We start from the raw sequence: 20842 nt of genomic DNA, 5'->3' as shown, positions 1-20842 counted from the left end.
CCGAGGGTGGGCTCAGCCCAGGAGACCCCGGATGTCGTCCGCGGTCACGGCGCCCGACAACGCCTCGCCGTCGTCGACGACCTGCGCGAAGAGCTCACGCTTGCGCTGCTGCAGCGCCACGACCTTGTCCTCGATCGTGTCCTGCGACACCAGCCGGTAGACGTTGACCGGCTGGTCCTGCCCGATGCGGTGGGTGCGGTCGATGGCCTGGGCCTCGGCGGCGGGGTTCCACCACGGGTCGAGGACGTAGACGTAGTCGGCCTCGGTCAGCGTCAGCCCGAACCCGCCGGCCTTGAGCGAGATCAGGAAGGCGGTCTGCTCCCCTGCCCGGAACTCCTCGATCCGCCGGGTCCGGTCACGGGTGCGGCCGTCGAGGTAGCTGTGCTCGATCCCCTCGCGCGCCAACCGCTCCCGGACCAGCCGCAGGAACCCCGTGAACTGGCTGAACACCAGCGCCCGGTGTCCCTCCGAGGCGAGCTCGCGCAGGTGCTCGACCAGCAGGTCCACCTTGGCGCTCTCGGCGGTGCCGGCGTGCTCGGGGTCGACCAGGGCGGGGTGCAGCGCCAGCTGGCGCAGCGCCGTGAGGGCGCGCAGGATCGCGATGCGGTGCCGGGTGAAGTCCTCGTCGAGCAGCCCGAGCAGCCGCTGCCGCTCGCGCTGCAGGTGCCGGTCGTAGATGGCCCGGTGGCGCGGGTGCAGCGGCACGGCCACGACCTGCTCCTGCTTGGGGGGCAGCTCGCGGGCGACCTGCTCCTTGGTGCGCCGCATCATCAGCGGGCGGATCCGGCGGCGCAGCGTCGCGAGCAGCTCGGCGCCCTCGCCCGCCTCGATGGGCTTGACGTAGTCGTCGCGGAAGTCCTTGGGCCGCGGGTAGAGACCGGGCGCCGTCACGGACAGCAGCGACCACAGGTCCATCAGGGAGTTCTCGAGCGGGGTGCCGGTGATCGCGAGCTTCGTCCCCGCGTCGAGCCGCCGCACCACCTGGTAGGTCTTGGCCTGGTGGTTCTTGACGAACTGCGCCTCGTCCAGCACCACCCCGCCCCAGCGGCGCCCCAGGTAGGCCGCCTCGTCGAGCCGGGCCAGGGCGTATGACGTCACGACCACGTCGGCGTCCCCCACCACCGCCTCGAGCGTGTCGCCGCTGCGCCGCAAGGTGCTGCCGACGGTGACGACCCGCAGGTCGGGGGTGAAGCGTGCGGCCTCGGCGGCCCAGGTGCCGACGACGCTGGTGGGCGCCACGATCAGCAGCGGGTCGCTCAGGTCCCCGACCTCCTTGGCGCGCAGTGCCATCGCGAGGGTCTGCAGGGTCTTGCCGAGGCCCATGTCGTCGGCGAGGATCCCGCCGAGCCGGGCCTCCCAGAGCAGCGACAGCCACTGGTAGCCGTCGTGCTGGTAGGGCCGCAGCGTCGCCCGCAGCCCCATGGGCACCGGGCGCGCCTCGCCGGACAGGCCGCGGAGCGCGTCGACGGTCCGCTGCCAGCGCGCGCTCTGCCGATCGACCACCCCGAGCTCGACGAGCTCGTCCCACAGCCCGGCGTGCACGGCGCTGAGGCGCAGCGTGCCGTCGTCGCCCTCCCGCAGGTCGGCAGCCTCGCGCAGCAGCGCCGCGAGCGCGCCGAGGCGCTCGTCGTCGAGCCGCAGCCAGGTGCCGGACGGGAGGACGAGGACCTCCTGGTGGGTGGCGAGCGCGACGATCAGCTCGCGCAGCGGCACCTCCTCCTCGCCGACGGTCACGGACACGTCCAGGTCGAACCAGTCGGTGCCCCGCCGGCCCTCGACGGAGCCGGCGCCGCCCGCGACGTCAGCCGACATGCCAGCCGGTATGCCGCCTCGCGCCCCCGCCTCGTCCCGGCCCGCGGCTCGGCGACCTGCGGCATCACGATCGGCGCCATCACGGTCGGCGGCATCACGGCCCGCGGCGCGGCGGTCGGAGCCTGCGTCGTCCAGACCGAGCCGCACCACCGGTGCCTCGGTGGCCTCGACGTAGTCCGGCAGGGCCGAGGCCTGCACGACCACCACGTCGGGGTCGTCGTCCAGCGTCGGCAGGACGCCGGCGAGGGCGATCGTGCCGGCCGGGTCGAGGGTCACGCGGCGCGCCTGCTCCCAGGGCCAGCCCGGGGGTGCCGCCGGCGCCACGACGGGCCGCAGCAGCGGCGCGAGGCGCTGCAGGATCAGCTGCTCGGCGTCGACGTCGCGCACCCGGTCTGCGCCGGCGCGGCCGCCCGAGACCCGGTCGCCACGCTCGATGCCCGTGGACCGGTCGTCACGCCCCACGCCCGCGACCCGCTGCAGCGGGTGCACGTCCACGTGCTGACCCGCGACGTCGTAGCGCCAGCCCAGGTCCAGCTCGGTCCGGTGGTGCGCGTGGGGGGTGACGGTGACGAGCAGCCGTGGCACCGCCCGGGTCTCGACCTGCAGGGAGGGGTCGACCACGACGCGCAGTCGACGCCGGAGCCCGGGGAGCTGCTCGAGCACGAAGTCGGCCCACTCCGCCTCGGGAACCCGCACGGTGCCCTCGCGCAGCAGCGACTCCTCGACCCGGCCGAGCGGGGGGTCGATGGCGGCGACGAGCAGCGGGCTCCCGGGGTGCTCGGGGTCGGGGACGCTGAAGAGCCCGGCCGCGGGCAGCCCGATCGGCTCGGTGCTCCGCTCGTGCAGCGCCTCGGGCAGCATGAGCCGGGGGCGCAGCAGGACGTCGCCACCCTCGGGGGCGGGCTCCACGCTCAGCTCGAACCTCGCCGGCTCGTCCAGCAGCTCGACCGGGTCGTGCCGCTCGTCGACCAGTGTGATCCCGGCGGACCGGGCGTCGTGCAGCAGCGCGACGGCCTTGCCCCCGAGGTCGGCGAGCCCCACCCGCTCGACGGCGGCGTAGCCGTAGGCGCTGCGCGCGCGCACCGCCGCCACCATCTCCTGCAGCACCTGCTCCTGCAGCGGGTCGACGGCAGCCTTGACGGACCCGAAGTGGCGCGGGTCGATGCCGGTCCAGCTGATGCCGGTGCGGATCCACCCCCGCACGCCCTGCACCATCGGGGTCAGCGTGATCGTGGGGGCGGCCTGCGGCTGCCGGCGGCTCGGGGCCGTGACGGTCAGCTGCAGCGCGACCGGGGTCAGGGCGTCGTCGGCCACCTCGCCGAGCGCGGCCCGCCAGCCCTGGCGCCCCATCGGGGGCATCCCTCGCCACCAGTGGCCGTCGTGCTGCTCCACGGCCCCGGAGCGGGCGAGGTCCTCGGCGTCGCGCCGGCGCGCCTCGAGCACGAGGGCCACGACGTGCTTGCAGTCGCCGCCCACCGGGCAGGTGCACGACGAGGACCACGTGGAGTGGCCGGGCCGCGAGGGGTGGTCGCGCAGCTCGGCCCAGGCGGCATACGGCTTGGCGCGGGAGCCCTCGACGGTGCCGTGCAGGCGCCGGCGGTCGCCGGACGGGACGATGTCGAGCACCCGGTCGCGGCGCACGTAGGCCTCGCCACGCTCGACGGTGCCGGCGCCGACCAGCCGCCGCAGCATGGGCACGTCGAGGTCGGTCAGGCGCGCCGCCTGCACCAGCTGGACCACCCCGACCACCTCTTCCGCTCGGACGGGTCCACTTTAGGGCCGTGGTCCGACAGACCCTCGCCCTCGCTCAGCCCGCGCCGGCCAGGCCGTCGGTGTCGCTCAGCCTGGTGCCGCCCGGTCCCGGGCGCCGGATCATCCCGGTGACGACGTCCACCGCCGGGACGGGGTCGTTGGGCAGCAGCACCGCCCCCAGCTCGCGGGCGACGCGGACGTCCGCGCCGCTGCCGGCGATGGCCGTCGGGACGCTGCCGGCCAGCCGCCGCAGGCTGGCGAAGCGCGACGTGAAGACCGAGGGGCGGGTCCCGGCCAGCACCAGCAGGTCGGCGTCGGTCTGCCGGCAGGTCAGCGCGATCGCGGCCGTGGGGGTGTCCGCGCCGAGGTTGTAGACCCGCCACCCCTCCCGCTGCAGCAGCAGCGCGAAGCACCCGAGCACCAGGTCGTGACGCTCCCCCGGCGGGCAGGCGAGCACGGCGCTCGGGCCCGACCCCTCCTCGAGCCCCACCCCGAGGGACCCGATGCGGCGGTTGATCACGCCGCTGGCGAGGTGCTCGTGGGCGACGCCGAGCGCACCGGACTCCCACCGGTCGCCGATCTCGCGCAGCAGCGGCATCAGCACCAGCTGGACGACGTGCTCGACGGAGCCGGCGGCCAGGGCGACGTCCAGCGCGCGCTCGACCCGCGCGGGCGACAGGGACTCCACGGCGCGCAGCAGCGCCTCGACGTGGACGCGGGCGTCCTCGAGCACGGGGCGGCCGCGCTGCGGGCCACGGCGGGCCACGTCGGCGAGCGGGATGGGTCGGTCCTGGTGCGGGGGCACCGGGTCACGGTACGTCCCCGAGGCCGTCGGTGTCTGGGCGTTCACCCGCACGGGTGAGCCTCGGTCGGCCGCGAGGAGCGCGCGGCCCCCGCCGGCTCAGGCACTCTCGAAGGCCTCCTTGGTCTTGGCGATCGCGAAACCCCACCCCTGGGAGACCGTGGGCTTGGGCGGCACCGCGACCTCGTCGGGGTTGGTGACCACGTCGAGCAGCACCGGCCGGTCGGTCGCGAGCGCCCACGCCACGGCCTCGTCGAGCTCGGTGGGGTCCTCCACGCGCCGCGCCTCCAGGCCCATCGCGGTGGCCACGGCGGCGAGGTCCGGGTTGTCCAGCTCGGTCCCGAACTCCGGCAGCCCGCCCTGCTCCTGCTCGAGCTTGACCATCCCCAGGCGGCCGTTGTCGAAGACCACGAGGGTCACCGGGAGACCATAGGTGACGGCCGTGCGCAGGTCGCCGAGCAGCATCATCAGCCCGCCGTCGCCGCAGCAGGCCACGACCTGGCGGCCCCGGTCGAGCGCCTGCGCCCCCAGCGCCTGGGGCATGGCGTTGGCCATCGACCCGAGGTTGTAGGAGCCGAGCAGCTGGCGCCGACCCCGCATCGTGATGAACCTCGCCAGCCACGCCGTCGACATCCCCGTGTCGCTCGTGAAGATCGCGTCGTCGGCGGCCAGCCGGTCGAGCGTGGCGGCGAGCGCCTCGGGCCGGATCCGGCGGTCCGGGTTGTCGAAGACGCTGCGGATCCGCCCCAGCAGCTTGGTGTCGTGCTTGGGGTCGAGCAGCGAGTCCTGCCTCTCCCGCCACGAGTCGTATGCCGCCCGCGCCCGCTCCAGGTGGTCGCCGTCCCGGCGCGCCGCCAGCCGTGGCAGCAGCGCCTGCAGCGTCAGGGCACTGTCCCCCACGAGCGCGTGCTGCACGCTGACGCGCCGGCCCACGTGGGCCTGGGTGGCGTCGAGCTGCACGACGGTCTTGCCGGTGGGGTACCAGTCGCGGTAGGGGAAGTCGGTGCCGACGAGGAAGAGGACGTCGCAGTCGTCCATGGCGTGGGCCGCGGCGGGGTTGCCGATGAGCCCGGACTGGCCGACCTGGTAGGGGTTGTCGTGCTCGAGCCCCTCCTTGCCCTTGAGGGTCAGCACCATCGGAGCCTGCAGCGTCTCGGCGAGCTGCAGCACCTCGGTGCGGGCGTGTCGCGCGCCGCGCCCCACGAGGAGCGTGACCCGGCCCTCGGCGAGGGCCTGCGCCGCCGCCTCGACCTGCGCCTCGGGGGCCGCCGCGAGCACCCCGCCCGGGGCGAGCCGGGCCGCGGGGGTGTCGTCGGGCAGCTCGAGCGAGCCCACGTCGCCGGGCAGGGTGATGACGGCGACCCCGGACTCGGCATACGCGGCGTTGACGGCCTGCTCGAGGATCTGGGGCATCTGGGCGGGAGAGGTGACCGTGCGGGAGTAGACCGCGACGTCCTTGAAGAGGCTGTCGTTGTCGACCTCCTGGAAGAAGTCCGAGCCGATCTCCTCCTGCGGCACCTGGCCGCAGATGGCGAGGACGGGCGCGTGCGACTTCTTGGCGTCGTAGAGGCCGTTGAGCAGGTGGATGGAGCCGGGGCCGACGGTGCCCATGCAGACGCCGATGCGCCCCGTGAGCTGGGACTGCGCGCCCGCGGCGAAGGCGGCGACCTCCTCGTGCCGCACCCCGACCCACTGCAGGCGGTCGTCGGTGCGGATGGCGTCGGTGACGGGGTTGAGGGCGTCGCCGACGACGCCCCACACCTGGGTGACGCCGTGCTCGGCGAGCGCCTGCACGAGGGCGGTGGCGATGGTGCTCATCTCAGGACCTCCGGATGGTGGGGCGGACGGGGTGGAAGGTGTCGGCCGAGGCGAGCTCCCAGTCGGCGCGCCAGGTCTGCGGCACCTCGTCGAGCAGCTGGCCGGGCGCGAGCCACTCGTGGATCTCGGCATAGGAACGGGTCTCGGTCTCGCTGACGACGCGGCGCAGCATGTGCGGCTGCAGCTGGCCGGGGTCGGTGACGCCCATCGCGGCCATGAGCTGCAGCGCGCCCTGCACCGTCGCCTCCTGGTAGCGCTGGACCCGCTCGCTCTTGTCCCCGACGTCGAGGGCGCGTCCGCGACGGCGGTCCTGCGTGGCGACGCCCACGGGGCACTTGTCGGTGTGGCACAGCTGGGCCTGGATGCAGCCGGCGGCCATCATCATGGCGCGGGCGGCGTTGGTGTAGTCGGCGCCCTGGATGATGCGCTTGACGATGTCGTTGCTCGCGGCCACCTTGCCGCTCGCGCCGATCTTGATGCGGTCGCGCAACCCGACGCCGACGAGGGCGTTGTGCACCGTCATGAGGCCGTCGGTCAGGGGCATCCCCACGTGGTCCTCGAACTCCAGCATCGCGGCGCCGGTCCCACCCTCGGAGCCGTCCACCACGATGAAGTCCGGGGTGGTGCCGACCTGCAGCATCGCCTTGCAGATGGCGAGCACGTCGGCGCGCGAGCCGACGCACAGCTTGAAGCCGGTGGGCTTGCCGCCGCTCAGCTCGCGCAGCCGCGCGACGAACTCGATGAGCTTGACCGGGGTGCGGAAGACCTTGTGCGAGGACGGGCTGACGCACTTCTGGCCCTGCGGGACCTCCCGGATCTCGGCGATCTCCTTGGTCACCTTGGCGGCGGGCAGCACGCCGCCCACCCCCGGCTTGGCGCCCTGGCTCAGCTTGAGCGAGACGCACTTGATCTGGTCGTGTGCCACCTTGTCCGCGAACTGGTCCGGGTCGAAGTCCCCGTCCTTGGTGCGGGTCGAGAAGTAGCCGGTCCCGATCTCCCAGATCAGGTCGCCGCCGTGCTCGAGGTGGTAGGGCGACAGGCCCCCCTCCCCCGTGTCGTGGGCGAAGCCGCCCATCTTGGCCCCCTTGTTGAGGGCGCGGATCGCGTTGGGGCTGAGCGCGCCGAAGCTCATCGACGACACCTTGAGCGTGTCATCGGGTAGGGCCGCGAGCAGTCCGAGCCCCCGACCATCACGTATGGCGCCCGCTCGGGCTGCTGGGCGGGGACGGTCGAGTGGACCAGCCACTCGTAGCCGATCTCGTTGACGTCCCGCTCGGTCCCGAAGGCCTGCTCGCCGTGGATCCCCTTGGCCCGCTCGTAGATGATCGACCGGACGTCGCGGTCGAAGGGCCGCCCGTCCCAGTTGCGCTCGACGAAGTACTGCTGCAGCTCGGGACGGATCCCCTCGAGCAGGAACCTCAGGTGCCCCAGGACGGGGTAGTTGCGAAGGACGGCGTGCTTCTTCTGCAGGAGGTCGTGGGCAGCCAGGCCGGCCAGGGCGGCTCCGGCGGCGGCCATCGGGGTCTGCGGCTTCATGGTTGGCGGCATACCCCGTGACCACCCGGTCACCCCCTCAGACGCGGACCAGTCCGGTGATCACGCTCTCCACGACCCGCTCGGCGAGCGGGTCGACCGCCTCGGCCGGCAGCCCCCGCAGCGGTCCCTGCACCACGAGCATCGCGAAGCCGTGCACCGCCGACCATGCCGGCACCTCGGCGTGCGGTCGCCGCTCGGCGGGGAGCTCGCCGTCGGTCACCATCTGGTCGAGGGCGTCGCCGAGCAGCTGGTACGGCGTCCGCCCGCCCGGTCCCGCCGTCGCCGCGTCGGCGGAGAGCCGCAGGTCCGTCGGTTCGAGGAAGGCGGCCTGGAAGAGGCCGGGCTCGGCCCGGGCGAAGTCGACGTAGCCCAGCCCGACGGCGCGCAGCCGGTCATGGCCGCTCGGGGAGGCGAGCGCGTCGAGGCGGCGCTCCATCGCGGCGGCGGACTGCTGCTGGCCGTGGGCCGCGACCGCCAGCATCAGCGCCTCCCGGTCGGCGAAGTGGCGGTAGGGCGCGTTGACGGACACCCCGACCCGGCGGGTGATGGTGCGCAGCGTGACGGCGTGCGGGCCCTCGGCCTGAGCCACGTCGATCGCCTCGCGGAGCAGGGTCGCCTTGAGGTCACCGTGGTGATAGCTGGCCCGGCGAGGGGTTGTGGGCATCGCACCTCCATGTATACGCTGCTCACATCCTACATGTGGACACCGTCCACATCGCGACTGGACGGAGCGCACGATGACTGCACGGACCACCCCGCAGGCCCCCGGCACCCCCACCTGGCTCGACTTCTGGTGCTCGGACATCGACGAGGCCGGCGCCTTCTGGCGCGACCTGCTCGGCCACGAGGTCCCGCCCGGCTCCCCGGAGTTCGGCGGCTACACGATCGCCCTGCAGGACGGGCGCTACGTCTTCGGGCTCGGCCCGGCCATGCCCGACCAGCGGCACGACGTGGCCGCGCTCTACCTCGCCACCGACGACCTCGACGCCACCCTCGCCCGGGCGCAGGAGCTCGGCGCCACCGTGACCCGCCCGGCGATGGACATCCCCGACACCGGCCGCTGCGCCACGATCGTCGACCCCGCGGGCGTCCAGACCGACCTGTGGCAGGCCACCGGGGTGGTGGGGTATGCCGCCGTCGACGAGATCGGCTTCCCGTGCTGGCAGGACTGCATCACCCGCGACGTGGAGCGGTCGGCGGGGTTCCTGCGCGACCTGTTCGGCTACACCACCGAGCCGATGGGCGACGGGGTGCTGCTCGCCAAGCTGGGCGACGACGGCCACTTCACCATCGGCGGGTGCGGCGAGGACGACGAGCCCCACTGGGTGTCCTACCTGCTCGTGGACGACCTCGACGCGATGGCGGCCAGGGCCGAGAGCCTGGGCGCGCGCACGACGATGGGGCCGATGGACATCGAGTTCGGCCGGTTCGTGCACCTGACGACGCCGGGCGGCGCGCCGTTCGGGCTCTTCTCCGGCACCCCGACGACGGACTAGGGATCACCATGGCTGCCATGCAGATCCACGAGCTCATCGCCACCGTCTTCGTGGACGACAAGCCCCGCGCCTGGGAGTGGTACTCCCGGCTGCTCGGGCGGCCGTGGGACGCCGAGCCCGACCAGGCGGGGTGCCGCGCCTGGGAGATCCGGCCCGGGAGCTGGCTGCAGGTCGTGGGCCGTGGCGAGGACGACGCGTCGACGAGCGTCGCGCTCGCGGTGCCGTCCGCGACGGCGGCGCGTCACGAGCTGCGGTCGCGCGGCATCGACGCGGCCGAGCCCTGGACCATCGACGGGTTCGCGACCTTCGTGGAGGTGCGCGACCCGGAGGGCAACACGATCACCCTGGTCGAGCACCTCGCAGGCGGGACCCGCGACCTGCACGCCTGAGACGCGCGAGGGCCGGTCAGGGCCGGTCAGGGCCGGTCAGGCCGGGTCAGGCCGGGTCAGGCCGGGTGGCGCCGGGACACGAGGCGGCCGATCAGGGTTGCGGGGACCTCGCGGCCGGTCGCGACATACTCCACGACCGTCTCCTGCAGCAGTGCCGGGGTCATGGCCGCCAGCCCCCCGGCGCGGCCGGCCACCAGCACCTGGTCACCGGGCTCCAGCAGCATGTCGTCGTCCGGCAGGTGGTGCGCGACGCCGTCGCGCAGGACCACGAGGGGCACCACGGGCAGGAGGCGCTCGCGGTCCTCGGGGTCGCGCACGAGGTCCCGCAGCGTGAAGTCGTGGTGGCGCACCCAGCGGGTCAGCGCCGGCGCGTTGTGCCGGTCCACGCTGACCAGGTCACGCTCGGGGGCCTTGCGGCCGCACCGACCCGTGAGCCGGTCCAGCGCCACCTGGGCCCACTCCTCGTCCTGCCCCAGCGCATGCTCGACGAAGGTCCAGAAGGTCGGGGTCACCACCCGCGCCAGCACCTCCGAGGCCACGAGGTCGCTGGGCGTGTAGACGGAGTCGACGTCCAGGGCACGCACCAGCGCGCGCCGCTCGACGCTGTGCTGGCGCACGACCACGAAGATCTCCGGGTCGACGAGCCGCGCGTGCTCGGCCATCGCCAGGTTGAGGGTGTCGCTGTCGGACCCCGCGATGAAGCCGGTCGCCCCGGTCAGGTCCGGGTAGCCCTCGTGCGGGTCGACCCACTCGACCTCCTGCCCCGCCCGGGACAGGTCGTGGCAGATCTCCTCCCGGAAGTGGCCCTCGGCCGCGACGACCCAGCGGCCGTCGTGCTTGTCCTCACGGCGAGCCTGCAGCGGCATCCCCGCGGAGCTCATCAGCCACGACACGAGGTGGAAGGTCGTCGGCCGCTGCATCGCCAGCAGCAGGTAGCCGCCGAACCGGTCGCTGGGGTTGATCACCGCCGCGGCACTGAAGTCGTGCATCCGCTCCTCCATGTGCCGGCTGTGGCAGCGCGCCAGCACCGGCAGCTCGGGGCGGAGCAGGTCGACGGCCATGACGACGGCCAGGTTGACCGTGTCGTCGTCGGTGAGGGCGATCGCCCCCTCGCAGTTGGGCAGCCCGAGCCCGGCCAGGCCGAGGACCCCCGGCAGCGACGCGTCGGCGTCGATGCCGGGCACGTCGGCGGTGAGCTGGTCCGAGGAGAGCTTGTCGACGCGGTCCTTGGCGCTGTCGATGACGACCATCCGGCGACCGGCCTCGTCGAGCTCGGCGCACACGGCCCGCCCCGACTGGCCGTAGCCCGCCACGATGAAGAACGGCTCCTTGATCCGCAGCACCCGGCGGCGGAAACGCTGCGTCGCCACCGCCTCCCGGAACGCCGCGTCCTGGAAGAGCGCGAGCAGGGTGCCGATGGCGTAGGCCCAGCCCACGACGGTGCTGTAGATGGAGAAGGTCACCCACAGCCGCTGCACCGAGGTGAAGGGCACGATCTCGCCGAAGCCGATGGTGGTGGCGGTGTAGCTGATGAAGTAGAACGCGTCGAAGGGCGACATCCGCTGGCCATCCCTGCCCGGGATCACCGACAGCCCGAGCACCGACAGCGAGAAGATCCCCACCAGCACGACGAGCGGCGTGCGCATCCGCCGCAGCACCAGGAAGATCGCGTCGGTCGACGGCACCTCGGTCGGGACGCGCACCCGCTCCCGCGGCCGCCGCACCCCCTGCTGGCGGGTCGACGGGCGCGCGAAGAAGAGGAGCAGCGGGTTGGTCATGCCCGCGGCTCCCGGGAGCGCGCACCTGTGTCGGTCATGGCCAGGGCCGTATGCCGCTGCTCGGGGTCACCGGCGCCGGAACGAGACCGTCTCGGCCACCAGCAGCACCAGCGACACGAGGTTGGCCAGGGCCGCGCCGCACGCGAGCGACACGACGCTGGAGATCTCGCCGCCGCTGATCGTCTCGGTGTGCGAGGACGTGTAGTAGATGTAGAGCGACGCCGCCGCCAGCAGCTGCAGGACCGCCACGAGGCTCGTCGCCAGGTGGGTGGCCCCGATCTGGGTGCGGTCGCCGAACTTCAGCACCAGCGCGACGACGTTGACCACGATGGCGGCATACAGCTCCCAGATGTTGTGCATCGCGGGGTCGCCCAGGTCGCCGACGACGAAACCGAAGTTGACGGTCGCGGCGAGCAGGACGAAGAACCCGAAGATCACCTTCTCGAGATTCACCCTGCCGAGGCTACCCGGGCGGGTGCGGCTGCCGGCGGCGGTCCGCGCCGTCGGTCAGATAACGATCCGTGACCCCGGGGCCGGCGTCGTCAGTCCTGACCCCCGCCGGTGCCGACGTTGACCATCCACTGGATCCCGAACTTGTCGACGAGCATGCCGAACTCGTCGCCCCACACCTGCTTCTCCAGCGGCATCGTGATCTGGCCGCCCTCGGCGAGGCCGGTGAAGTAGCGGCGGAGCGCCTCGGCGTCGTCGCCGGACAGAGACACCGAGATCTGGGAGCCCTGGGACAGCGGCATGTCGGCGGGGGCGTCGCTCGCCATCAGCGTGAAGCCGTCGGGGGTCTCCAGCTGGGCGTGCATGACCTTGGTGGCGTCGGGCCCCTCGGTGCCCATGTCGCCGAAGGTCATGATGCGGGGCTCGCCGCCGAGGACGGAGGCGTAGAACTGGATGGCCTCGCGGGCCTGGTCGGAGAAGCCGAGGTAGGGGTTGAGCGTCGCGGTCATGAGGTGCTCCCCGTGCTCGAGAGGTCGTCGCCGGGTCGTCCCGGCGGCGGTGGCGGCTGCCGTTCAGCAACCTAGCGGTGAGCGCCGACAGACCCTCCGGGGTGGCGCGGACCGACCCTCCGGACGCGCTCGCCCCACCCCGCCGTCGACCCCCGTCCGCCGTGGGTGCACGATGGGTCCGAGGCCGCCCGCGGCAGGCTGCCGCGCGGCCGTGCGCACGAGGAGGTGCGGGCGATGAAGGTTGCCGTCAAGCTGGACCTGGCCCAGGGGGGCCCGCAGATCGACGAGCAGGGTCGGCTGGTCACCGACTCCGCCGGGACCACGCTGGCGGCCCGGCTGCTCCGGCTCTATCCCGACGCCGTCCTGGTGGGCCCGGCCCCCCGCTCCGGCCCGGGCATCCAGGTCGTGCGGCTGACCGACCTCGCGCCGGCGGAGACGCTGCTCGTCAACATGGACCCGCTCGACTCCGTGGCCTGCTTCCAGGTGCTGCACCGGCACCGGGACGAGCCGCGGATCATGAACTTCGCGTGGACCAACCCGAGCTCCTACCACCACCCCATCAACTTCGCGGCGCTCGGCCTGTCCTTCGCCGCGTTCCCGACCTTCTGCAACAGCGAGCGCACCGCGGGCGAGGTCCACGAGGTGCTCCAGCACTGGGCGGTCCCGCACCTCGCGGCGTCGGCGCGGATCGACTGGGCAAACCTGGGCGTGCGCCTGGAGCGGGTGCGATCGCGCACCGAGCCCGAGGTCCCGGTCGTCCTCTACCCCGCGATCACGCTGGAGGATCGCAAGCAGCCGGCGGTGTTCATGGACGTCGTGCGGCGGGTGGCCAAACGGGTGCCGCTGCGTGCGGAGGCGCGGCTGCAGGAGCGGCACCTGACGTCCACGGTCGCCATGGACATGACCCGCGACAAGTGGATGTGGGTCGGCCCGCTGACCTCCCGGGAGGGCTACTGGGAGGCCCTGTCTCGCACCACGGCCTTCCTCGCCACGGCCACCCAGGAGTCCTACGGGCTGGAGTATGTCGAGGCCATGATCGAGGGAGTCATCGGGATCCTGCCCGACGTGGGCTGGGCCAGGGCGCTGGTGCCGGCGAGCTACCCCTACCTCTACGACTCGCCGGCCGTGGCCGAGGAGATGCTCGCGCAGGCCCTCACGCAGCCGCAGGAGTGCCGCCGGGCGCTCGACGCGTGCGCGGGCGGCAGCTTCGCCGACTGGCTCCGGGCGCGCCACGACGACGACGACTTCGAGCGGGCCTTCACCACCCGGGTGAGGCAGTGGTTCGGGGCGGAGGCGGCGACCACGGAGCCCATCGTCGAGCACCGTCACCGCCTCGCCTAGGCACCACCTCGCCCAGGCGCCATACGGCCTCATAGAGCTGGTCGCCCGCAGCCGGCGTCAGCCGAAGTACGCCCCGCCGTTGACGTGCAGCACCTGGCCCGTGTTGCTGCTGGAGGCGTCCGTCAGCAGGTGGACCGCGGACGCAGCGACCTCCTCGATGGCCGTCCCGACCAGGCTGGCGATCGCGATGCGGTTGCGCAGCCGGGTGTCCGGGACGGCGGTGGCGGTGGCAGCAGGCACGGGTGCTCCTCGCGGCGGGGTCGGCGGTGACCGGCCGATCATCCGGGTGTCGTCTCACCCTGCAAAAGCCATGTCCGTATGACGGGACAATGCTCGGGCGGCTCGGCGTGTCCCGGTCCGACCTGCGCAACGGCACGCGCGGGGGTCTGGCTCCGGGAACCCTCGGGCATGCGGGATCGTTGTCACGAATCCCCGCACCCGTCCTAGCGAAGGACCATGACCCCCCTCGTCTCTCTGCTGCTCGGCGTCGTCGTGGTCCTCGTGATCACCGCCGCGACCGGATACTTCGTGGCCCAGGAGTTCGCCTTCATGGCGGTGGACCGGCCGCGGCTGGCCGCCCGCCACCGGGACGGCGACGAGCGCGCCGGCCAGACCCTGGAGATCACCCGACGCACCTCCTTCATGCTGTCCGGCGCGCAGCTGGGCATCACCGTCACCGGGCTGCTCGTCGGGTATGTCGCCGAGCCGCTCATCGGCCTGGCCATCACCACCCTGATCGGGGGCGCCGGCATCCCGACGGCGGTCTCGATCACGGTCGGCGCCGTGGCCGCGCTGGTCTTCTCGACGGTGGTCCAGATGCTCTTCGGCGAGCTCTTCCCCAAGAACTACGCGATCGCCCGGCCCGACCAGGTCTCCGGCTGGCTGACGCGCTCCACGTCCATCTACCTGACCGTCCTCGGACCGGTCATCTGGGTCTTCGACACCTCCGCCGAGCTGCTGCTGCGCGCGCTGCGCATCGAGCCGGTGCACGACGTGCAGCACGCCGCCACGGCCCGCGACCTGCAGCACGTCGTCGAGCTGTCGCGCGAGAGCGGCGACCTGCCGGACGAGCTGTCGATGATGGTGGACCGGATCCTCGACTTCCCCGGCGAGGACGTCTCGCACGCCATGGTCCCGCGCGCGCAGGTGTCCTCGCTGCGCTCGGAGACCACGATCGCCGAGGCCCGGGAGCAGATGCGCACCGGGCACACCAGGTACCCCGTCATCGGGGACCTCGACGACGTGGTCGGCGTCGTGCACCTGGTCGACGTGCTCTCCCACGAGGGCGACGACGACGTGCCGTGCTCGCAGATCATGCGGCCACCGCTCGTGCTGCCGGAGCTGATGAGCCTGCCCGACGCCCTGCGCGAGCTCGACGAGCGCCGCGAGCAGCTGGCCTGCGTCGTCGACGAGTACGGCGGCTTCACCGGCATCCTCACCATGGAGGACCTGGCCGAGGAGATCGTCGGCGAGATCACCGACGAGCACGACCCGGAGGAGCCCGACGACGCCCCCGTGCCCGACGACGGGGTCTGGGTCATGGACGGTGACGTCCACATCGACGAGGTCGAGCGCTCCCTCGGCATCGACCTGCCGCAGGGGGACTACGAGACGATCGGCGGGCTGGTCATCGACCACGTCGGCGGCCTGCCCGAGGACGGCACGGTGGTCGAGGTGCTGCTGCCCCGCGACCACGCCCACCTCGACGACGTCGACCCGCGGGTGCTGACCGTCGAGGTCCTCGCCGTCGAGCGGTACGTCCCCGCCCGGGTCCGGCTGACCCTCACCGACACCGAGCACGTCGTCCCCCCGCGAGCGGCCGCAGACAGACCGACCGAAGACCCAGGGACCGACGAACGGTCCGGGTCCACCAACGTCACCGAGGAGGGCGCCCGATGAGCTGGTTGGTCACGACGCTGGTCACGGTCGCGATCATCGCGCTCAGCGCGTTCTTCGTCGCCGTGGAGTTCTCGCTCATCAACGCCCGCCGCCACCGGCTGGAGGACGCCGCCGCGACCTCTCCGTCGGCCCGCGCCGCGCTGCGCAGCTCCTCCGAGCTCACGCTGCTCCTCGCCGGGTCCCAGCTCGGCATCACCGTGTGCACCCTGGCGCTGGGCGCCATCACCAAGCCGGCCGTGCACCACGCGCTCATGGGGCCGCTGGAGGCGACCGGGCTCCCCGAGGGCGGGGCGGACGTGCTCGCCTTCGTGCTCGCCCTGGTCATCGTCACCTTCCTGCACCTCGTCGTCGGCGAGATGGCCCCGAAGTCCTGGGCCATCGCCCACCCCGAGCGCTCGGCGATCCTGCTGGCCCTGCCGATGCGCGGCTTCCTGTGGCTGACGCGCCCGGCGCTGCGCGCGCTCAACGAGGCCGCCAACGCCCTGGTGCGGCGCACCGGCGTCGAGCCGGTCGACGAGGTGGAGGAGGTCCAGGACGCCCACGGCCTGCGCGAGCTGGTCGAGCACTCGGCGGGCGTGGGCACCCTCGAGGCGGCATACGGCTCCTCGATCACCAACGCGATCGACATGGGCCGGATCACCATGGACGAGCTGGTGCTGCACCGCCGCCGCCCCACCGCAGTCCCCGTCGACGCCACCGTCGCCGACGTGCAGGCCGCCACCGTGGAGCACGGCCACCTGCGGGTGCTGCTGCTCGACGGCGACTGGGTCGCCGGCCTCGTGCACGTGCGGGACACGCTCGGCGAGCCGGCCGACCGGCCCGTGCGCGAGCTGGCGCGGGAGGCGTTCGCGGTGCCGGCGCAGACGCCGCTGCACGAGGCCTTCACGCTGATGCGGGAGACGCAGACGCAGCTGGCCGTGGTGCACCGGGACGGCGCCTTCGCGGGCGTGGTGACGATGAGCGACATCCTGCCGAGGTTCTTCCCCCGCGCCGACGGCGCAACCCGGACGACCTAGCAGCTCAGCGGCTCAGCGGCGAGCGCGGTCCTCGACGTCCAGGAAGGGGTGCGGCCGCGCCACCGCGGTCGCCCCCGCCTGCGCCTGCACGGCCTGTGCCTGCGCGGCCTGCGCCGGCTGGGACTGGGCGCGGCGCGGAAACTCCGACAGCTGGGCGGCGACCCGCTCGTAGGCGTCGGCCCGCTCGGCGGGGGTCGTCGTGTTGGCGCGCATGAACTCCAGCGTGGTCGCCGCCTCGTCGAGCACGCGCCGCTCGTCCTCGCTGAAGGTGCTCGCGACGAGCCGCTGCGCGTTGGCCTCCGCCGCCTCCAGCGCGACCGCGAAGTCCGCCACCGCGCGGGCGTAGTCGGTGTCGCGCACGTCCCGGGTCCCGGCGGGCGGCGTGGCTGCACGCAGCGCCCGGCAGCGCAGCATCGCGTCGAGCGCACCCTTGGTCAGCGGCTCGGCGTAGTCGAGCATCACCGGGAAGTTCACCGCCGCCTCGAGGTCACGCTCGTAGCGCAGGAAACGGTGCGTCAGCTCGGTGTCGAGCGCGATCAACCCGGCCCACTCACGCGGGAAGTCGGCGGGGGTGCCCCGCCGGCGCGCCCGGTGCCGGGACAGGAGCGGTATGCCGTCCGCCACCGCCTCGACGCCCGCCACCACCCGGCGGGTGACGCGTCGACTCGTGAGCCACATGCCGACGGCGACCACCGAGAGGCCGGCGAGGGCGAGCACGGTGTAGAGCGCCAGCAGCAGCCCACCGACCCCGTCGACCGCGAGGTGACCGGTGGCGGCCAGCACGTCGGGAGCGAGCACCAGGCCGCCGCCCGCCGCCGTCATCGGCACGCCGCGCTCGACCCGGCGCGGCGCCTCACCGGCCCCGGGGCGCCGCAGCCGGGCGGCGGCATACCGCAGCACGCCGCCGGTCACCAGCACCAGGCCCACGGCCACGAGCAGTCCGGCAAGGATCATGGTCCATCTCCTCCAGGCAGGGTCGTCCTTGGGGACAACGATGCCGGTGGGACGGGCGTTCCCGCCTCGGGGATCCCCCCGAGGCGCCCCGGGGCCGCGGTGGCCGCGGTGGCCGCCGTCAGCCCTTGAGCCTGGCGAGCTGCTGGTCCATCGCCTCGCGGGTGAGGATCCCCACGTGCTGGGCGCGCAGCACACCCTCCTTGTCGATGAAGAAGTGCGACGGCAGCCCCATCACCCGGTAGCGGGACGCGAGGGCGGTCTCGGGGTCGGCGACCTGCGGGTAGGTCAGCCCGAGCTTGTCCGCGAAGCTCGCCACGTCGGCCGGCATCTCCTGCATGTTGACCGCGACGACCTCCACGCCGGAGCCCTTGGCGGCGGTGTAGGCGGACTGGATGTCCGGCGCCTCGGCGCGGCAGGCCGTGCACCAGGACGCCCCGAAGGTCAGCCACACCGGCCGTCCCTTGAGCGCGGCCAGCGAGATGGGCTTGCCGGCGACGGTGCGTGCCGTGAAGCCCTGGGCGGGCTTGCCGACCTCCGGAGGCGGCCCCGACCGGTCGCCGGTCACCTGCACGGCCTGGGCCCCGTTGAGGGAGGTCTGGTCCGTCTGGGTGCCGGCGGTGCGTCCGTCGAGGAGCCAGGCCCCGAGGGCGACCAGCGCGGCCGTGAGCAGCAGCACCAGCAGCTGGCGAGCCTTGCTGGACCGGACGCCCGCGCGCCAGTCCTTCCCCTCTTGACCGGTGCCGGGACCGGTGCGGCCACTCACGTCAGGGGTCGTGCCGGGGGTCGTGCCGGGGCCCACGCCGGGACTCGTGCCGGGGCCGGACGTCGTCGAGGTGCTCACATCGACCCCCCGTAGGAGTGCATGCCACCGAAGAAGTAGTTGCCGAAGAAGGTGAAGAGGATGGCGACGAAGCCGAGGATCAGCAGCCAGGCCGCGCGGTCGCCGCGCCAGCCGCGGGCGACCCGGGCGTGCAGGTAGGCGCCGTAGATCAGCCAGGTCACGAGGGCCGCGGTCTCCTTGGGGTCCCAGCTCCAGTAGTGGCCCCAGGCGACGTCGGCCCAGATCGCGCCGAGGATGATCATGACCGTCAGCAGCGGGTAGGCGATCATGACGGCGCGGTAGCCCATCTCGTCCAGGAAGGACCGCTTGGGCATCCCCTTCCAGCGCAGGTGGGGGGACAGCAGGTAGAAGATTCCGGCGGCGCAGGCGACGGCCGCTGCGCCGTAGCCGAGGACCGCGGTGAAGACGTGGGCGGTCAGCAGCAGCGAGTTCTGCAGGGCCGGGACCAGCGGGCCGGGCTTGGCGTCGATGAGGACGGCGTAGGTCACCATGGCCGCCGCGATCGGCAGCACGCCGACGGCGAGCGCCTTGACGTCGTACTTCCACTCGAAGAACACGTAGGCCGCGAGGATGCCCCAGGCGAAGGACACCGCGAACTCGTGCTGGTTGGAGAAGGGGCCGTGACCGGTCACGGTCGCGCTGGCCGCGAGGGCGACGGTCAGGCAGACCAGCGCGACCCGGGTCACGAGGGTGGCGTACCACGCCGGGCCGCGGCCGCCGGTGCGGCCCAGCTCGGGGCCGGCCAGGGCGGGCCCGGGGTCGGTGAGGACCGCGGCGCCCCCGCCGACGGCGACCTTGGCGGGGACGACGGCCTCGCGCTGCGCGGGGCGGCGGGTCAGGTTGACGACCGAGGCGGCGAGACCGACCCACACGAGGATCGTGCCGGCGATCAGGGCGTACTGGGACAGGGCAAGCATCGTCAGGCTCCTACCGTGCTGGTGGTGCGGGTGCTGGAGGTGCGCGCGCCGGCGCGCGTGGTGGGGGTGGCGCCGAGGTCGGTGGACAGGTCCTCGACGAATCCGGTCACCCAGTCGTCGTAGGCGGTGTCGTGCCGCTCGGAGGAGGCCAGCCGGACCCGGGTCCCGGCCTCACCGGGCTGGACGCGCACCCAGATGCGGCGGTGACGGAAGAACATCGTCAGGCACATGCCGGTGACGATCATGGTCGAGCCGATCCAGACCCACAGGGCGCCGGGGTCGTCGGAGACCATGAGGCCGGTGTACTGCTGCTCCCGCAGGAAGGTGTAGGTGAGGCCGCCGATCGTGGCGGACCTCCCCTGGGCCACGACCTCCTGCCCGATCGTGGTGTCCTGCCCGGTCGGCTGCACCTTGACGGCGGCCTCGCCGGGCTTGAACGGCGAGTCGGTGCGTCCGGAGGCCGCGGTCACGACATACGCGTCCACGCCCTTGTCGGCGAGCGGCACCTTGCCGACGGTGTTCTTCTCGTCGACCGACGGCATGAGCGGGACCCCGCCCTCGTAGACGACGGCGCCGGCGGCGTCGGTCACCCGCATCCGGGCGGCGAAGCCGAAGCTCGCCTGGAAGAACTTCACGCCGTCGTGGCGCAGCGGCTCGTTGACCCGGGTGTCCTGCTCCTTGACCTTGACGCCGTCCTGGTAGAGCACGAGGTGGCTGACGTAGTCCTTGGGCCGGCCGTCGGCGTAGTAGGTGTCGGAGAAGGAGGTGGCCTCGATCTGCATCCCCGTGCCGTGGCCGATGGCGACCTTGTCGCCGACGGAGACGTTGACGCTGTCCTCGGAGAAGCCGGTGTTGGCGGTGACCAGGCAGCCGAGCAGGATGATCACGAAGGCGACGTGGGCGAAGATCGTGCCGAAGGGCGGCCACCGGAACCGGTCCGCGTAGGTGTTGCGGCCCGGTCCGCGCGGGTCGTCCAGGACCCGGTAGCCCTTGGCCCGCAGCCCGGAGCGCACCCGCTCCAGGACGGTGTCGGCCGGCAGCGGGGTGGTGATGTCGTGGTGGATGCCGGCGTGGGCGAAGAAGCCCTCGGTGACGTGCAGCTGTGGCCGGGTGGCGCGCTTCCACAGCAGCGGGATGCGGTGGGCCACGCAGCACAGGATCGAGATGCACAGCAGGACGTTGACGGCCTTGAACCACCAGGACCCGAAGACGTCGAACATCCCGAGCGCGTCGAGCACCCCGGTCCAGCCGCCGTAGCGCCCCCGGACGCCGTCCAGCCAGTCCGCGTAGGCGGTGGCGTCGGCGCGGGCGGTGTCGGTGGACTGGCTGATCATGGTGCCGAGGAAGGTGAACGCCCCCATGGCGAGGATCAGGCCGATGCCGGTGCGCTTGGAGATGAAAAACCGGTAGACGCGGTGGAGCGGCCCGGGCAGCCGGATGGTGTCGGCGGACTCGATGGTGTCGTCCGGGAGGACCCCGGCGCTGGCCGGGCTCTCGCGGGTCTGCAGGTCGTTGCTCATGTCAGTGCCTCG

Annotated in this window: 19 protein-coding genes; 5 read left to right on the top strand and 14 right to left on the bottom strand. The window is 73.1% G+C overall.

What is annotated here, in order from left to right; translation table 11 throughout:
- Positions 1 to 12: 12 nt before the first annotated feature.
- The 6 genes from ADJ73_RS06265 to ADJ73_RS06245 all read right to left on the bottom strand — a co-directional run bounded on the left by ADJ73_RS06265 (position 13) and on the right by ADJ73_RS06245 (position 8384).
- Positions 13 to 3552, bottom strand: a complete 3540-nt coding sequence (locus tag ADJ73_RS06265; protein WP_156188142.1) for a DEAD/DEAH box helicase — start codon at positions 3550 to 3552, stop codon at positions 13 to 15.
- Between the two features lie 67 nt (positions 3553 to 3619).
- Positions 3620 to 4369, bottom strand: a complete 750-nt coding sequence (locus tag ADJ73_RS06260) for a cobalamin B12-binding domain-containing protein (RefSeq protein ID WP_050347552.1) — start codon at positions 4367 to 4369, stop codon at positions 3620 to 3622.
- A gap of 96 nt (positions 4370 to 4465) precedes the next feature.
- Positions 4466 to 6184 carry a thiamine pyrophosphate-dependent enzyme gene (locus ADJ73_RS06255; RefSeq protein WP_050347551.1) on the bottom strand — a complete coding sequence of 573 codons (1719 nt, stop codon included), beginning with the start codon at positions 6182 to 6184 and terminating at the stop codon, positions 4466 to 4468.
- A 1-nt stretch (position 6185) separates the two neighbouring features.
- Complete coding sequence (locus ADJ73_RS06250) at positions 6186 to 7316, bottom strand: glutamate synthase-related protein (protein WP_441293943.1); 1131 nt, start codon at positions 7314 to 7316, stop codon at positions 6186 to 6188.
- A complete protein-coding gene (locus tag ADJ73_RS17895) occupies positions 7313 to 7720 on the bottom strand; it encodes a hypothetical protein (RefSeq protein ID WP_441293942.1) in 408 nt (135 codons plus the stop codon). The genes ADJ73_RS06250 and ADJ73_RS17895 overlap by 4 nt, the downstream gene beginning before the upstream one ends.
- 37 nt (positions 7721 to 7757) lie before the next feature.
- Positions 7758 to 8384, bottom strand: a complete 627-nt coding sequence (locus ADJ73_RS06245; protein ID WP_050347550.1) for a TetR/AcrR family transcriptional regulator — start codon at positions 8382 to 8384, stop codon at positions 7758 to 7760.
- A gap of 73 nt (positions 8385 to 8457) precedes the next feature.
- Between ADJ73_RS06245 and ADJ73_RS06240 the strand changes: the two genes are divergently transcribed.
- The gene (locus ADJ73_RS06240; protein ID WP_050347549.1) at positions 8458 to 9216 is read left to right on the top strand and encodes a VOC family protein; all 759 of its coding nucleotides are present in this window, start codon (positions 8458 to 8460) and stop codon (positions 9214 to 9216) included.
- 17 nt (positions 9217 to 9233) lie between these two features.
- Positions 9234 to 9605 (top strand): VOC family protein, encoded by a 372-nt coding sequence (locus ADJ73_RS06235; RefSeq protein WP_156188141.1) that lies wholly within the window; start codon positions 9234 to 9236, stop codon positions 9603 to 9605.
- Between the two features lie 56 nt (positions 9606 to 9661).
- On the opposite strand, the gene ADJ73_RS06230 is transcribed toward ADJ73_RS06235, so the two are convergent.
- The 3 genes from ADJ73_RS06230 to ADJ73_RS06220 form a co-directional block, all read right to left on the bottom strand.
- Entirely contained in the window at positions 9662 to 11383 is a 1722-nt protein-coding gene (locus ADJ73_RS06230) for an NAD-binding protein (protein WP_050347547.1), read from the bottom strand.
- 66 nt (positions 11384 to 11449) lie between these two features.
- Entirely contained in the window at positions 11450 to 11836 is a 387-nt protein-coding gene (locus ADJ73_RS06225) for a DUF6394 family protein (protein WP_050347546.1), read from the bottom strand.
- Positions 11837 to 11925: 89 nt separating this feature from the next.
- Positions 11926 to 12342, bottom strand: a complete 417-nt coding sequence (locus ADJ73_RS06220) for a VOC family protein (protein ID WP_050347545.1) — start codon at positions 12340 to 12342, stop codon at positions 11926 to 11928.
- A 234-nt stretch (positions 12343 to 12576) separates the two neighbouring features.
- Between ADJ73_RS06220 and ADJ73_RS06215 the strand changes: the two genes are divergently transcribed.
- Positions 12577 to 13683, top strand: a complete 1107-nt coding sequence (locus tag ADJ73_RS06215) for a glycosyltransferase (protein WP_050347544.1) — start codon at positions 12577 to 12579, stop codon at positions 13681 to 13683.
- A 57-nt stretch (positions 13684 to 13740) separates the two neighbouring features.
- On the opposite strand, the gene ADJ73_RS06210 is transcribed toward ADJ73_RS06215, so the two are convergent.
- Positions 13741 to 13923, bottom strand: coding sequence for a hypothetical protein (locus ADJ73_RS06210; RefSeq protein ID WP_050347543.1), 183 nt, complete (start codon positions 13921 to 13923; stop codon positions 13741 to 13743).
- Positions 13924 to 14139: 216 nt separating this feature from the next.
- Here ADJ73_RS06210 and ADJ73_RS06205 point away from each other — a divergent pair, with 216 nt between their 5' ends.
- The gene (locus ADJ73_RS06205) at positions 14140 to 15582 is read left to right on the top strand and encodes a hemolysin family protein (RefSeq protein WP_050347542.1); all 1443 of its coding nucleotides are present in this window, start codon (positions 14140 to 14142) and stop codon (positions 15580 to 15582) included.
- Positions 15579 to 16598: a hemolysin family protein gene (locus tag ADJ73_RS06200; RefSeq protein WP_050347541.1), complete on the top strand. Its 1020-nt coding sequence runs from the start codon at positions 15579 to 15581 to the stop codon at positions 16596 to 16598. Before ADJ73_RS06205 ends, ADJ73_RS06200 begins: the two co-directional genes overlap by 4 nt.
- Before the next feature lie 12 nt (positions 16599 to 16610).
- Here ADJ73_RS06200 and ADJ73_RS06195 read toward each other — a convergent pair whose 3' ends face one another.
- The 4 genes from ADJ73_RS06195 to resB all read right to left on the bottom strand — a co-directional run bounded on the left by ADJ73_RS06195 (position 16611) and on the right by resB (position 20830).
- Positions 16611 to 17552: a hypothetical protein gene (locus ADJ73_RS06195; RefSeq protein WP_050347540.1), complete on the bottom strand. Its 942-nt coding sequence runs from the start codon at positions 17550 to 17552 to the stop codon at positions 16611 to 16613.
- A 118-nt stretch (positions 17553 to 17670) separates the two neighbouring features.
- Positions 17671 to 18315 (bottom strand): TlpA family protein disulfide reductase, encoded by a 645-nt coding sequence (locus ADJ73_RS06190; RefSeq protein WP_172669707.1) that lies wholly within the window; start codon positions 18313 to 18315, stop codon positions 17671 to 17673.
- 74 nt (positions 18316 to 18389) lie between these two features.
- Positions 18390 to 19310 (bottom strand): c-type cytochrome biogenesis protein CcsB, encoded by a 921-nt coding sequence (gene ccsB, locus ADJ73_RS06185; RefSeq protein WP_050347538.1) that lies wholly within the window; start codon positions 19308 to 19310, stop codon positions 18390 to 18392.
- Positions 19311 to 19312: 2 nt separating this feature from the next.
- A complete protein-coding gene (gene resB / locus ADJ73_RS06180; RefSeq protein ID WP_050347537.1) occupies positions 19313 to 20830 on the bottom strand; it encodes a cytochrome c biogenesis protein ResB in 1518 nt (505 codons plus the stop codon).
- Positions 20831 to 20842 lie beyond the last annotated feature (12 nt).

The sequence above is a fragment of the Arsenicicoccus sp. oral taxon 190 genome (assembly GCF_001189535.1).
Lineage (GTDB): Bacteria > Actinomycetota > Actinomycetes > Actinomycetales > Dermatophilaceae > Arsenicicoccus.
The sequence above is the reverse complement of the archived record's forward strand: the minus strand, read 5'-3'. Positions and strand labels throughout refer to the sequence as shown.